The 14,661-nt window shown below is 36.3% G+C and carries 10 protein-coding genes and 1 riboswitch; of the genes, 4 read left to right on the forward strand and 6 right to left on the reverse strand.

Features of this window, described 5'->3' with window-relative positions; translation table 11 throughout:
• Nucleotides 1-78: 78 nt before the first annotated feature.
• The 4 genes from fdhF to MKX83_RS14920 all read left to right on the forward strand — a co-directional run bounded on the left by fdhF (nt 79) and on the right by MKX83_RS14920 (nt 6,944).
• A complete protein-coding gene (gene fdhF / locus MKX83_RS14905) occupies nt 79-3,018 on the forward strand; it encodes a formate dehydrogenase subunit alpha (RefSeq protein WP_095372819.1) in 2,940 nt (979 codons plus the stop codon).
• Nucleotides 3,019-3,039: 21 nt separating this feature from the next.
• Entirely contained in the window at nt 3,040-3,522 is a 483-nt protein-coding gene (locus MKX83_RS14910; RefSeq protein ID WP_095372818.1) for a DUF1641 domain-containing protein, read from the forward strand.
• 1,296 nt (nt 3,523-4,818) lie between these two features.
• Complete coding sequence (gene spoIIP / locus MKX83_RS14915) at nt 4,819-5,955, forward strand: stage II sporulation protein P (RefSeq protein ID WP_157733948.1); 1,137 nt, start codon at nt 4,819-4,821, stop codon at nt 5,953-5,955.
• A gap of 374 nt (nt 5,956-6,329) precedes the next feature.
• A complete protein-coding gene (locus MKX83_RS14920; RefSeq protein WP_095372815.1) occupies nt 6,330-6,944 on the forward strand; it encodes a PH domain-containing protein in 615 nt (204 codons plus the stop codon).
• A gap of 323 nt (nt 6,945-7,267) precedes the next feature.
• Here MKX83_RS14920 and MKX83_RS14925 read toward each other — a convergent pair whose 3' ends face one another.
• From MKX83_RS14925 to MKX83_RS14950, 6 genes are all read right to left on the reverse strand, one after another.
• Nucleotides 7,268-8,578 carry a nucleobase:cation symporter-2 family protein gene (locus MKX83_RS14925; protein WP_095372814.1) on the reverse strand — a complete coding sequence of 437 codons (1,311 nt, stop codon included), beginning with the start codon at nt 8,576-8,578 and terminating at the stop codon, nt 7,268-7,270.
• Nucleotides 8,575-9,174: a xanthine phosphoribosyltransferase gene (locus MKX83_RS14930; protein ID WP_095372813.1), complete on the reverse strand. Its 600-nt coding sequence runs from the start codon at nt 9,172-9,174 to the stop codon at nt 8,575-8,577. Before MKX83_RS14930 ends, MKX83_RS14925 begins: the two co-directional genes overlap by 4 nt.
• 118 nt (nt 9,175-9,292) lie before the next feature.
• A riboswitch (purine riboswitch) is annotated at nt 9,293-9,394 on the reverse strand.
• A gap of 298 nt (nt 9,395-9,692) precedes the next feature.
• Nucleotides 9,693-10,604, reverse strand: coding sequence for a DMT family transporter (locus MKX83_RS14935; RefSeq protein ID WP_095372812.1), 912 nt, complete (start codon nt 10,602-10,604; stop codon nt 9,693-9,695).
• A gap of 26 nt (nt 10,605-10,630) precedes the next feature.
• The gene (locus tag MKX83_RS14940; RefSeq protein WP_341056085.1) at nt 10,631-12,151 is read right to left on the reverse strand and encodes a carboxypeptidase M32; all 1,521 of its coding nucleotides are present in this window, start codon (nt 12,149-12,151) and stop codon (nt 10,631-10,633) included.
• A gap of 218 nt (nt 12,152-12,369) precedes the next feature.
• On the reverse strand, nt 12,370-14,301 hold the full coding sequence (locus tag MKX83_RS14945; protein ID WP_322909545.1) for an ATP-dependent DNA helicase: 1,932 nt from the start codon (nt 14,299-14,301) through the stop codon (nt 12,370-12,372).
• 98 nt (nt 14,302-14,399) lie between these two features.
• Complete coding sequence (locus MKX83_RS14950; protein ID WP_157733946.1) at nt 14,400-14,567, reverse strand: hypothetical protein; 168 nt, start codon at nt 14,565-14,567, stop codon at nt 14,400-14,402.
• Between the last annotated feature and the right edge of the window lie 94 nt (nt 14,568-14,661).

A 14,661-nucleotide genomic window follows, 5' to 3' on the forward strand; every position in this document is an offset into this window, starting at 1 on the left:
TTTTTATTGGTTTAAGCAGAAACACTCACTTTATTCTCTTTAAACCATTGTTTGATCAAGTGTAAGGGGGAAACAAAATTGACTTCCAATGTAAACATTACAATTAATGGTGTGGATTATGAGGGGCATGAGGGGCAAACCATTCTCCAAATCATTAATCAAAATCAAATTGAACATCCACAGATTTGTTATTTACCAGAGGTTGACCCAATACAAACATGTGACACATGTATTGTAGAAGTAAATGGTCAACTTATGCGCTCATGCTCGACTGTAGCAGAAAGTGGTATGAGTGTTAGCTTAAGCTCCAACCGTGCCAAAGAGGCACAAACAGAAGCAATGGACCGTATTTTAGAAAACCATTTACTGTATTGTACAGTTTGTGATAATAATAACGGCAACTGTAAAGTCCATAATACAGCTGAATTATTAGAGATTGAGCATCAAAAGTATCCTTATACGCCTAAAGAAGATAAATCGGCTGTCGATATGTCGCATCCTTTCTATCGTTATGATCCAAATCAATGTATTGCCTGTGGACAATGTGTTGAGATTTGTCAAAGTCTACAAGTAAATGAAACACTTTCAATTGATTGGGAAAGAGAAAGACCAAGAGTTATTTGGGACCAAGGTGTATCCATTGATGAATCGTCATGTGTTTCATGCGGACAATGTGTAACGGTTTGTCCATGTAATGCCTTAATGGAAAAATCAATGCTCGGTAATGCAGGTTTCATGACAAAGATTGATGATGAGATCATGACACCAATGATTGACCTTGTAAAAGAAGTAGAACCGAACTATGGCACGATTTTTGCTGTATCAGAAGTTGAAGCTGCGATGCGTGAAGAAAGAATCGAAAAAACAAAAACCGTTTGTACTTTCTGTGGTGTAGGTTGTTCGTTTGAAGTATGGACAAAAGACCGTGAAATTTTGAAAGTGCAACCAAGCCACGATGCACCAGTAAATGCAATTTCCACTTGTGTCAAAGGTAAATTCGGTTGGGATTTTGTTAATTCTGAAGAGAGAATTACAAAACCATTGATTAGAAAAGAAGGTCGCTTTGTAGAAGCTAGTTGGAACGAGGCATTAGACCTTGTAGCTAGTAAACTAGGAAGTATTAAAGAAGAATTCGGCAAAGATTCAATTGGCTTTATTTCTTCTTCAAAAATTACAAATGAAGATAGCTATTCATTACAAAAATTAGCTAGACAAGTATTTGAAACGAATAATATCGATAACTGCTCTCGTTATTGCCAATCACCAGCCACTGATGGCTTATTCAGAACTGTAGGTATGGGCGGTGACGCTGGAACCATTAAAGATATTGCTGAAGCAGGTCTTGTCATTATTGTTGGTGCAAACCCAGCAGAGGGTCACCCTGTTCTTGCTACACGTGTAAAAAGAGCCCATAAATACCACGGTCAAAAGTTAATTGTCGCAGACTTGCGTAAAAATGAGATGGCTGAACGTTCTGATATATTTATAAGTCCGAAACAAGGAACAGACCAAGTTTGGTTAATGGCTGTAACCAAATACATGATCGATCAAGGTTGGCATGATGCTGAATTTATTAAGGAAAATGTCAATTACTTCGATGATTTTAATGAAGTTTTAGAGAAATATACGTTAGCATATGCTGAAGAAACGACTGGTTTATCACAATCACAAATCATCGAAATTGCCGAAATGATTCGTGATGCTGACGGTACTTGTGTCCTTTGGGGTATGGGCGTTACGCAAAATACTGGTGGTTCTGATACTTCAGCTGCTATTTCTAACCTGTTATTAGCAACAGGTAACTATCGTCGCCCAGGTGCTGGAGCTTATCCATTGCGTGGACATAACAATGTACAAGGTGCATGTGATATGGGTACCTTACCTACTTGGTTACCAGGCTATCAACATATTACCGATGATATCGCTCGTGCGAAGTTTGAGAAAGCTTACGGAGTTGAAATCTCAGGTACACCAGGTTTAGATAATATTCAAATGTTACAAGCGATTGAAAAAGATGAAATGAAAGCAATGTACCTTGTTGGTGAAGACATGGCACTTGTTGATTCGGACGCGAACCATGTAGATAAAGTACTTTCTAGTCTTGACTTCTTTGTTGTTCAGGATATATTCTTCTCTCGCACAGCTCAATACGCTGACGTTATTTTACCTGCCGCACCATCACTAGAAAAAACAGGTACATTTACAAATACTGAACGTCGTGTACAAAGATTGTACCAAGCGTTACCAACATTAGGAGACTCTAAACCTGACTGGTGGATTATTCAAGAAGTAGCTAATCGCCTAGGGGCAAATTGGACATATACACACCCTAGTGAAATCTTTGCTGAAATGGCGAGTCTTGCACCACTATTCTCTCAAGCAAGCTATGATGTACTAGAAGGTTGGGGTAGCTTCTTATGGGGAAGTCTTGATGGAGCAAGCACACCATTGTTATATGAAGATGGTTTTAACTTCCCAGACAAAAAAGCGCGTTTCGCCTTATCTGATTGGGCAGAACCTGCATATTTCCCTGAAGAATATGACCTCCATATTAATAATGGGCGTATGCTTGAACACTTCCATGAAGGAAATATGACCAATAAGTCAAGAGGCCTGACTGCAAAAGTACCAGATGTATTTGTGGAAGTATCAGAAGAACTAGCACAAGAAAGAAAACTTTCAGATGGCTCGACAGTAAGACTCGTCTCTCCATTTGGTGCAGTTAAATTGAATGTTCTAATTACAGACCGAGTGAAGAAAAACGAACTGTACTTACCAATGAATTCAGTTGATAAGGATTCTGCTATCAATTTCTTAACTGGTCCTTTATATGATAAACGAACGCGTACACCGGCTTATAAACAAACGAAAGTTCGTATGGAAATTTTAAATAACAAAGCCGGCGACAAACCATTACCAAAAACGAACCCGCGTAATAAAAAACGCAATCCACAAAACGGTGTGGAAGTTCAACGTAAATGGAATCGCGAAGGGTATGTTCATTTAACAGATCAATAAAGATTGGAGAGGTGATTCATTATGGCAGCGCCTATTACTGAAATTCATCGTGAGAGAAATGAAGCACTTGAACAAGAGCAAAAGCTTAACGAATTAAAATCATTACTCACTGAAAATGATCAAGCAGTACAAAGTATCATGGCTCTTATTGGCGAATTACAACAAGCAGGTATGCTTGATGCAGCCAATTCCATGTTAAAAGGGAAAGAACAAATTGCTAAAGTAGCACTTGGTCAAGTCACAAAAGAACCTGTAACCAACTTGATTAACACATTAATGGGTGCAACTGGTGCACTTATGCAAGCTGACCCTGAACAAACAACAAAACTCATTAAAAGTGCAGTATCAGGCATGGACGAAGGAAAAAACTTCTTACATGAAGAAAAGAAAATTGGTATTATGCAATTGGCCAAAGTTTTAAATGACCCTGATATTAATCGCGCTATTGGATTCGGTATTCATTTCCTTAAAGGCATGGGTAGGGAATTAAAAGAAGATAAATAATGCAGTAAACCTCCCACTCGATTGTTGTGGGAGGTTTTTCATTATCATTCACCCTGAGCAATATAAAAGTTATACAAAGAAAGATTCTCCCCCCTCTTCCTCTGGCTACATATAAAACCTAACTTATCGAGATAGAGGACTTCATCATCCTCCTTTCTTTTCTAGTTAATCGTTCACTTCCTAAAGCTATTCTTATACCATGACTTAATCTCATAGATGAGTGTCTATTTTGGTGCTCGATCTTCATTTCTGTTTTTTTCCTAAATGCTGCTAAGATTATCTACCCTATACAGCTTTGATGATCAATCATTAATCAAATACGACCGTTAGTTATCCCCCACGCAACCTCAACAAGCCCGTAAAAAAGGCTAACCCTATCAAGCTTTCAAGCCTGATTCTCTCATATGGAATCAATCCCCTTCAAATGTTTGTCAAGGTCCGTCACAGCAATGGTGGCCTTCTAAAAGGAGGTTTTATACGAAACGGGGTTTGCGCTATTTATCTTGTTGGTTCTTCTCTTTTATAGCGGGAATTGGGTTGCCCTACTTATCTTGTTGGTTCTTCTTTTTTTAGTAGCAGGGGTTAATTTCGCGCTACTCATCTTGTTGATTCTCCTCTTTTTAGTAGCGCATATTGGGATTACCCTACTTATCTTGTCTCTTCTTCTCTTTTTAGTCGCGCATTTTGAGGTTACCCTACTCATCTTGTTGATTCTTCTCTTTTTAGTCGCGCATTTTGATTTTGCCCTACTTATCTTGTTGGTTCTCCTCTTTTTAATCGCGCATTTTGAGGTTACCCTACTCATCTTGTTGATTCTTCTCTTTTTAGTCGCGCTTTTTGATTTACCCTACTCATCTTGTCGCTTCTCCTCCTTTTAGTCGCGCATTTGATTTTGCCCTACTCATCTTGTCGCTTCTCCTCTTTTTAGTAGCGCATTTTGATTTTGCCCTACTCATCTTGTCTCGTGCCCTCTTTTTTTAGTAGTTTTATTGATTTACGCTACACTCACTTTACCCTCACGTTCATTTTAAGTAGCTCAGCTTGATTCTAATTATTGGCTTCCAAATCCAATTTACGAGGCGCTCAACTCTATTTTCTAATTTGAGTGACTTTAAAAGATACACCCATTTTTTATCCCTACTTGGATATAAGAGCAGTTTTGTAACCTTCCATTATCTCTACTATTTTTATATCCACAATTAGTTATTTTTTTATAAAAGGCAAAATTGATAGTCTTAAATTTAGCATATCTCTCTCTTTTTCTTCATAAGCATTTTAATAGAAAGGATGGATGATATGCAAAAATCACAAGGCTATCAGTTATTTCTATTTATTAACACTACTGCTCTCTCCATTACTATTGCTTGCATTTTTTTAGCAAGTACCGTCGCACTCGTCACAATAAAGATGTCTTCTGATATTGCTAGTTCTGTCATCAATGGACCTCAATCGCATTCCATTTATCTACACTTATTAAAAAGTGCTAACCAAAGTTTTATTAGTGAGGATGCGATTGAAGAAGTGGCTATCTCTGACCTTGCTTTTAAGTTTGCAACAAGTATTACACCTGAGGATCCACGAACATTCCTTGGTAGAGAACTTCCTTTATTCTCCTTTTTCGATGGCAAAATTCACATCGCTGGAAAAGGAACAGATTATACAACTTTACCAATTGAGTCAACAAACGTACCAATGGATAAATTAATAAAAGACAAAGAGACTATCGGAAACGATGATGATAATAACGATGACGAGCAGGAAGGAACAACTTCACCTAAAGAAAAAAATGTGTATATTTATCATTCACATAGCTATGAATCTTACCTTCCATTTATAAAAGAAGCACAAACAGCAGACGACGCTGTAAGTAATGATGAAAAGTATAATGTGATCTCAGTTGGTTCTAAACTACAAAAGGATTTACATGCTGAGGGTATCGGCGTTGAACATAACAGAACAAATATGACAGAAGCATTGCATAGTCAAGGATTACAGCATAATGATGCTTATACAAGGGCAAGAGATTTCGTTTCTGAGGCATTGGCTAGTAATAAAAACTTAACTTACATTATTGATATTCATCGAGATTCACAGAGAAAAGATGTCACTACTATTGACATTAATGGTAAAAGTTATGCTCGACTCTTCTTTGTTGTCGGTGCAGAGAGTAAGAATTACGAAAAGAATTTAAAACTGGCAGAAGATCTTAATAAAGCTGTAGAGGAAAAATACCCTGGTCTAAGTAGAGGAGTCTTAAAGAAAGATTACTCAGTAGGCAATGGTGTCTACAACCAAGACTTATCCGATCGCGCCATCCTTCTAGAAGTCGGCGGTGTCGACAATAACCGTGAAGAACTTGATAATAGTACAGATGCCTTTGCCGATATTTTTAGTGAATATTACTGGAAGCAAAAAGAAGTAGAATCTCAGTAATTAAACAGCGACTATTCATTTTGAGTAGTCGCTGTTTACTGGGGATATATTTAACTGTCACATTTCACCCTACTTACAATTGATATAGATAAAGAGATCAAAGGAATTTATAGTAGGGTTGATATAAACTTAATTATTGGGGAGATTATAAGATTCAAGTTCCGATTGGTGCAAGTGGAACGAACTCGAATTTTTAATTAAGTTGGTTAAGTAAATCGCTATTAAGCATTAATTAGTTTCTTTCATTCTTTTTTCTTAATTGACTTCATACTTATTTTAAATTTTACAAATCTGTGATGCAAATCTAATGTAATATCCCTTATAATGATAGTTGGAAACAATCGACTAATTATATTACAGAGGGGCGTATTTGAATGTTTAAAAAAATTGCTTCAGATGCATTAGGCTTATCAGATATCGGAAAAATTATAAAACCAGAGGATTTTGATAAAACACAATCAGATGATTTTGTACGTCATGAAGATAATGAAAAAATCTATTTTCTTATCATGACGAAAAGTGATGAATATTGCTTTACTAACTTAGGTTTAATTCATATTGATGGACAAAACGCAATCTCTTCAAAAAGAGTCATGAAGCGTTATCCTTACTTCCAATTTGACGTCAGTGACGTAAAGTTAGAAACTGCTGGTAAAATTGACTTAGATGTAGAGATTAAATTTAATCTTGGTAGTATCCCATTCAGTATTGATGTTGATAAAAAACAAGTAGATGAATTGAAAGATTTATATAAAGCCTTATTATATATTGCTGAAAAAGTGTATGAAAACAAAATTATGTTAAAAATGGCCAATGATAGTCTTGATAAAGCTGTGCAAGTTCTACATAATTCGAGAATCGGTGAACAAGATCTAGCAAAACAATTCCAAGCACTCACGGAATTTTCATTTAATTGGCTTGACTCAAGTAAAAATCAACTACATGAAAAAGACTTCGGTTCAGTGTTCGAAAAATACATTAATAACTAAACAGAAAAGGTTCTTGCCGATTATAGATGAAACAAAAGGCAAAGGCATGTCGTTTATACTTTCTTATGTATCAGCAGTTCGTAGTACATATCTAATAAAACGAGTTTTGCTCGAATATCTTGCATTTCCTTTAGATGTACGAGCAAATCCCTTTTGACGATTTCTCTCTCGATGAACGAGCAATCCTTTTTTCCTCTGCTATCATCCATTTTTATATCAAAGACGAATAATCAAATCGACTTTTAATGAATCGGATTTGAACCGCCTTTTTTTGAAGAAAAGAAAAGCAGCTGACTTGAATATCAGCTGCTTTCCATTACCTATTAAGAAGCTTTCGCTTGCTCAACTTCCTCTTCATTTACTCCATTCTTTTTGCCAAGCATATTAAAAACGATATTTAAAATAATTGCCGTTAAACTACCAACCACAATTCCGCTTTCAGTAATTATACGGATATTTTCTGGTAGATTCGCAAAGATCGTTGGAACAAATGTAACCCCTACACCTAGCCCAACAGAACAAGCGATAATGAGTAGATTTTCTTGTGAGTTAAAGTCTACTTTGCTTAACATTTTAATTCCTGATGCTATAACCATACCAAACATAGCAAGCATGGCTCCACCCAGCACAGAAGATGGGATAACTGTTGTTAAGGCACCGATTTTAGGTACTAACCCTAAAATGACTAAAAATGCACCAGCAACATAAATAACATTTTTGGTCTTTACACCTGATAATTGAATTAAACCTACATTTTGCGAAAAAGTTGTGTATGGAAATGCGTTAAAAATACCACCAAAGACGATCGCTAATCCTTCTGCACGATAACCGTTTGCTAAGTCTTTATCTTTTAATTTTTTATTCGTAATATCACCTAATGCGAAATATACACCCGTAGATTCGACAAGGCTGACCATTGCCACGAGAATCATTGTAAGAATCGGAATCAAATCAAATGTAGGCATTCCGAAATAAAATGGCTGTGGCATATGGAAGAATGACGCCTCGCCAACCGCTGAAAAATTCACTTTTCCCATGATAGAAGCAATAATCGTTCCGACAATAATACCAATTAAAATCGAAATAGCACGTACAAAGCCTTTTGTAAACTTATACAAAACTAAGATAACAAGAAGCGTTGTAAAAGCTAAGATAACATTTTCCGTTGAACCAAAATCTGGGCTACCTTCCCCGCCAGCCATATTATTCATAGCTACAGGAACTAAAGTTAATCCGATAATTGTCACAACTGATCCTGTTACAACAGGAGGGAAAAATCTAACCAATTTACCAAAGAAAGTAGCAACCAATATTACAAACAATCCAGAAACAAGAATGGCACCATAAATGGATGTAATACCATAGTTTCCGCCGATTGTAATCATCGGCCCTACTGCTGTAAATGTACAACCTAGGACAACAGGCAAACCGATACCAAAAAATTTATTCTTCCAAACTTGCAATAATGTCGCAATCCCACACATCATAATATCAATTGATACAAGATAGGTTAATTGCTCTGCTGTTAAACCTAGGGCACCACCAACAATCAATGGGACAATAACTGCTCCAGCGTACATGGCCAGCACATGTTGTATTCCTAGGGAAGCTAATTTCAACGGATTTTGATTCATTTTGAGGATTCCTCCATCTCTTCAACTTGTGTAAAAGTAACCTTGCTATTCGCAAGTGATTGAACAATTGCTAAAGATTCAACTTTATAACCTTTTTCGCGTAATTGTTTTCCTCCATCTTGGAATCCCTTTTCAATGACAATGCCCATACCAGCGATAGATGCTTTCGCTTGGTCCACGATATCCGCTAAGCCTAGAGCTGCCTGCCCATTTGCTAAGAAGTCATCAATAATTAACAGACGGTCATTTTCACTTATAAATTTTTGCGATACTGAAATCTCATTGGTTTCTTGTTTTGTAAATGAATACACCTCTGCAGTTAACAAATCATTAACCAATGTCAAGGATTTTCTCTTCCTAGCAAAGACAACAGGTACATTCAAATATAATCCAGTCATGACAGCTGGAGCAATTCCTGAAGATTCTAATGTAAGTATCTTCGTCACGCCTTCTTCTTTAAACCGAGCTGCAAATTCTTTGCCTATTTCTAACATAAGCTCAGGATCAATTTGGTGATTAAGAAAAGAATCTACCTTCAAAACAGTATCTGAAAGTACTTTTCCTTCTTGTTTGATTTTTTCTTTAAGCAGCTCCATAATTATCCCCCTTGGCTATAATACAAAAAACCTAAAAGTCATCCGCTTCACTTTCAACTTGAGTGCAGCAAGGACCTTTAGGTTTTAAAGGTGTGGAAACAAGAGCAGATAAAGACTACTCCTCCACTTGCTCACCCATAGTCAAATAATTTACGGTTATTCGGTAGAAACTCGCGGACCATATTTCCGCTATTATATGAATGACAACTATTAAGTTATTTAATTTGAATTACTATCATTATATCATGCGACTTCAAAAATTCAATAGGATAATGATAGAAAAAACGAACAATAGAGAATTTCATGTAATTATCATTCGTATATTATTGGTAATTTTCTAAAATCTCATTTTCCGTTACTCCGTTTATATAAAGAAATAACCATGATAAAAATGTTCCCTTCCCTTAAAATCATCTTTACTCTTGATATTTCTGCAAACAATATCATTTCTAACAAAAAAACATCTAAGCCTACTTCAATGAATAGGTTCAGATGTTTAAATATCTTAATAATCGTCATTATTGGGTGATTTCATCGCTTGTATAGCGCTTCCTTTTCTTTTGCGGTAAGTTCACCACAACAACTGAACTGACAATAAACAGGGCACCCACTACTTGTAACCAAACAAGGCTTTCATTAAATAATAATACACCCATTATTGTAGCAACCACAGGTTCAACTGTGGAAATGACTGCGGCTGTACTTCCTTCTGTTTTCTCTAACCCTTTTGTATAAAGAATATAAGCAAGTACTGTTGGTATAAGCCCTAGGCCAACACTTAAAAGCATGACATCAGTTTGCATGAAGAGTGTACTTTTCTCCCACAAACTTGTTATTGGTATAAGCACAACAGCTGCGATAATAAAAGTAAAAAATGTTACGGCAAACGGAGAATAGCGGTTGAGCGCAAATTTACCAAATATTGTATAAAGCGCATAACCAATACCTGAGCCTAAACCAGTAATTATACCTAAAATGGTTATTTGACTCTCTCCTAAAGCTAAGCCTGCAATTAATATACAACCTGCCATTGTCATAAAAACGGCGATAATTTTATTTATTGTCATTTTCTCTTTTAAAAACATAAATGATAGAATCGTTACAAATGCAGGTGCTGTATAAAGAAATATAACTGCCATGGAAATACTCATCTCACTCATTGTCGTGAAATAACAAAAATTGAATAACACGATGCTACAAATGCCTGTACCCAGGAAGTACCGTACATCACCTACAGCGTGTAACTTCATCTCTTGGCGATAATGGATAACACCTATCAGCAATAAAAATAAAACAGCAAAAATAGCGCGAATCGCTACGATTTCCATTGAAGTGAAACCAGCAGAAGCTAATCCCTTCACAAATAAGCCAATAATTCCCCATAAACTTGCTCCAGCCGCAATCATTATAAAGGGCAGAATACGTTTCATCTTCCACTCCCCGTTTCTAGCGATATCTAGTTTAGTTGATAAATTGCACGATACTTATCTGTTAAATAATCAATAAGATATTGTATATTTAAGCCTTCTCCAGTTGCTGATTGAATGATTTCTAATGGCTCTTTCATACGCCCGTAGCGATGGACATTCTCAGTTAACCACTCTCTAATAGGGGTAAGATTGCCCTCTTCTAACAATTGATCAAACTCAGGTATACTCTTCAACATACTTTGTTTTAATTGTGCTGCGTACATATAGCCTAACGCGTAAGATGGGAAATATCCAAAGCTTCCGCCTGCCCAATGAACGTCCTGCAACACACCCTCAGCATCAGTTTTAGGGGTAACCCCTAAATATTCTTCATATTTTTCATTCCATAGCTGTGGTAAATCCTTCACTTCTATTTCATCATTAAATATTGCCTTTTCTAATTCATAGCGAATCATAATATGAAGTGGGTAGGTTAATTCATCCGCCTCAATACGAATCAAAGATGGCTTAGATTCATTAATTGCACGATAAAATTCATCTAAGGTAATGCGGTCAAATTGGTCTGGGGCATATTGATTGAGCAGTTCAAAATTATGTTCCCAGAACCCTTGATGACGACTAACAAAATTTTCGTAAAACAGTGATTGCGATTCATGGATTCCCATTGATGCGCCATCACAAAGAAGTGTATCTACCAACTCCTTAGAAATATTTTGCTCATATATGGCGTGTCCACCTTCATGAATCGTACCAAATACAGCCATGCGAAAATCATTCTCGTCATATCTCGTTGTAATACGGACATCTCCAGGATTAATACCAGTGGCGAATGGATGTACCGTATCATCTAGACGACCTGCATCAAAATCATAACCCATTTGATCAAGAATTTGCAGTGTGAATTCCTTTTGTTTTGCCTTCGGGAAAGTATCATAAAGGAAATCTGTACTTGGTTTATTCAGTGAGTCAGCGATGTCTTTCACTAATGGAACAATCGATTGACGTAACTTACCAAACACTTCATCTAAGGTTTTTACTGTCATCCCTGGTTCATATTGATCTAATAATGTATCGTATTTATGTTCTTTATATCCCCAGTAACCGATAAAACGTTTATTATAATACACAAGTTTTTCTAAATAGGGTAAAAATATTGCGAAATCAGACTTTTCTCGCGCTTCTTCCCAAATCGTTTCTGCATGTGCTTGAATTGTAACATATTCTTTATATTCATCTGCAGGTATTTTCTTGTTTAAGTCATACTCTTTCTTACATTCTTCTACCAATCTATTTGTCCGTTCTGAAAGACTCTCCTTTGCCTCTTTATTACTTAGTTTTCCTATGTATGCTGCCATCTCCTCGCTCGTTGACATTGCAAATAATTCAGAAGATAACATACTGATCGTTTCAGATCGTTGCTCGGCACCTTTTCTCGGCGCACCGGTTCTTAAATCCCAGTACATGAGTGAAACAGCCTCTTTATAAGCCATCATTTTTTTAACAAACGCTAAAAACTCTTTTTCAATGCTTAACATCGTCGCATTCATCTTCGTCTTTCCCCCTTCTTATTTCTAGGTTTATTTTAGCATATTCCTTTCTATAAAACTTGTTGTTTAATATCACTATATTGGCCTAACAGCGCTTCATTCTCAATTAACCATTTGTTTTTTCGCTTAATTTTAAGAAAAAAACTATTCATATATAATAAAAATCAACCAGTAGAATCAAAAAAAGAGAGACCAGACAAGTCTCTCCTTTTTCATTTTTACCGTATATTCACTTCCACAGGAAGTATTTTAAACACTTTATCTTTCACATCTCCAGGTTGATCATCTTCTAGTAATATATGCACTGTACCATGATCCTCATTTGTACGAATAAGACGGCCAATTCCTTGTCTCATGCGCAACAACATATAAGGCATGTCCACCTCTTCAAAAGCCTTACTTGTTTGTTCTCTTTTTGATTGGAACACTGGGTCATTAGGTGGAAAAGGTAATGAATAGATAAAGACATTTTCAAGCGATTCACCAGGAATATCCAGCCCTTCCCATAAATGAACCGACGCAAGAATGGACTGCTCTTCATTTTGGAATTTTGAAACGAGCGTACTGATTTCTGCTTCACCTTCAAAATAAATCGGGTAGGTAAGTTTTCCTTCTGCATAGTCTTTAAACAATGCTAACTCTTCTTTCTTTGAAAAAAGAAGTAAACTACCACCTTGCACTTTATTTAATTGCGCAATCATATAATCCATTTTTTGTTGATGGTCGCCTGTCTCAAAGAATGGTGCCAAGGCAGTCATATTATTTTCGTAATCAAATGGTGATTCTACTGTGAAGGAAAGAAAATCATCCACACCTAAGCTTTTCGCAATATAGTTAAACGATTGGTCTTCAGATAAAGTTGCTGATGAAAAGATAAAAGGAATGTTCTGAGAGAATACTTCCTCTCTCATAATTTCTTCTACCAATCTCGGCATAATGATCAATGTTCTTTCTTCTTTTTCTTCTTCAAACCAGGCGATACCACTTTGGTCTTTAATAAATAGTGATAAAGAATAGGATATCTGCTCAAGATACTCTTCAACAACCTTTAGTTCGTATTCATTAATGACATACATTTCACTCTCAAACACGAGTTCTTCTTCTAGCTGACTAATATGGGCAAATAGTTTTTTCGCCTCGTCTATTAAAGCTTTCTCTCGTTTAATCATTTGTTTTTCAGAGCCTGTAATTTTCTCAGTCGTTTGTGATAGTATGCGAAAGAACATTTCACTTTGGTAAATTGTATCTTCAATTGTATGCAATGTTTTTTCACGTACATCGTTCGCCATTAATCTCGTTAATAAAGACTCTAAAATTTGTTCAGTTAGTCGATAAGTTAAAGCTTTTTGAGCAGCATATTCTAACAAATGTCCTTCATCAAAGACAACACTTGAAGCTTCTGGCAATAGTGGTAGCTGTCCTTCTCGCTTCCTTGATTCCTTTGTCCAAATATGTTCCATATAAAAATCATGCGAGCAAATAATGATGTCTGTTGATTGGCGATAATGGTCTCGATGCAATGTTTGTCCACAACGGTGACGTTTTTCACAAGTGAAACAATCTTGCAAAGAGTCCCAACCAATCTGCTCCCATTGATCATCAGTCAGCTCCGGATAGCTTTTGCGATCACCATAAGGAGTAAACTTTTTCATCGAGACATTTTCCTCAACAAAAGATGGGAGGCTTTCGTGTACATCCATAAAGATATCATCACTATCAATCGATGCTAGCTGTTTATCCAGCTTATTCAAACATAAATATTGCTCTCTTGATTTAGCTAAACGAACATCGATATTTAAATTTAAAGCTTTCTCTAACTTGGCAATATCTCCTTCTGGCTTTACTAACTGTTCAATTAACGTTTCATCAGCACAAGCAATAATCGCAGGCTGGTGGCGGTACCGCGCGTAACAAAGGGCATATAATAAATAGACTATGGTTTTTCCTGTTCCCACTCCTGCTTCAGCAAATACGACCTTTCGATCTTTCATCGCATTTTCTAATTGGAAGGCCATATAAATTTGTTCATCGCGTATATCAAATCCACTCTCTGGAAGTAGATCATAGAATACATCACCAATCCAATCCCCAAGTTTCTCGTAGAATGATTCTGTTTTTTCAACCGTAAACGGCATCTGACTCTGTTGCATGACGTTCCCCCGTTTTCTTCTTTTATGAACCCTATTGTAGCAAAAAAAAGTCGAAACCCCTCAATCATACAAGGTTTCGATAAGCGATTACTATCTCTTTAATTTATTTTTGATAATGAATACGATAATGCATGCCTAATTTCTTGTTGGGCAGATTGCAATTTTTTTAGTGCATCACTATCTTTCATTTGATCTGTTGATATCGCTTGTATAGATCCATCAATTGCTTGCATTATTTTGTGAAAATCAATTTGCGTATCTTTCATTATCATGACCTCCATGAACCATTCGATATATGTATTCTATTCACTTTTATGGCATCATATACCTGCTTTAAAAAGAGAAATACAATCATAAATC

The sequence above is a fragment of the Cytobacillus sp. FSL M8-0252 genome (assembly GCF_038007345.1).
GTDB classification, from domain to species: domain Bacteria; phylum Bacillota; class Bacilli; order Bacillales; family Cytobacillaceae; genus Cytobacillus; species Cytobacillus kochii.

What these genes read in the sequence shown, in the direction of transcription:
- MKX83_RS14910 (WP_095372818.1), top strand. Translation starts at nt 3,040, where the DNA reads ATGGCAGCGCCTATTACTGAAATTCATCGTGAGAGAAATGAAGCACTT.
- spoIIP (WP_157733948.1), top strand. Translation starts at nt 4,819, where the DNA reads ATGCAAAAATCACAAGGCTATCAGTTATTTCTATTTATTAACACTACT.
- MKX83_RS14920 (WP_095372815.1), top strand. Translation starts at nt 6,330, where the DNA reads ATGTTTAAAAAAATTGCTTCAGATGCATTAGGCTTATCAGATATCGGA.
- MKX83_RS14925 (WP_095372814.1), bottom strand. Translation starts at nt 8,578, where the DNA reads ATGAATCAAAATCCGTTGAAATTAGCTTCCCTAGGAATACAACATGTG.
- MKX83_RS14930 (WP_095372813.1), bottom strand. Translation starts at nt 9,174, where the DNA reads ATGGAGCTGCTTAAAGAAAAAATCAAACAAGAAGGAAAAGTACTTTCA.
- MKX83_RS14935 (WP_095372812.1), bottom strand. Translation starts at nt 10,604, where the DNA reads ATGAAACGTATTCTGCCCTTTATAATGATTGCGGCTGGAGCAAGTTTA.
- MKX83_RS14940 (WP_341056085.1), bottom strand. Translation starts at nt 12,151, where the DNA reads ATGAATGCGACGATGTTAAGCATTGAAAAAGAGTTTTTAGCGTTTGTT.
- MKX83_RS14945 (WP_322909545.1), bottom strand. Translation starts at nt 14,301, where the DNA reads ATGCAACAGAGTCAGATGCCGTTTACGGTTGAAAAAACAGAATCATTC.
- MKX83_RS14950 (WP_157733946.1), bottom strand. Translation starts at nt 14,567, where the DNA reads ATGAAAGATACGCAAATTGATTTTCACAAAATAATGCAAGCAATTGAT.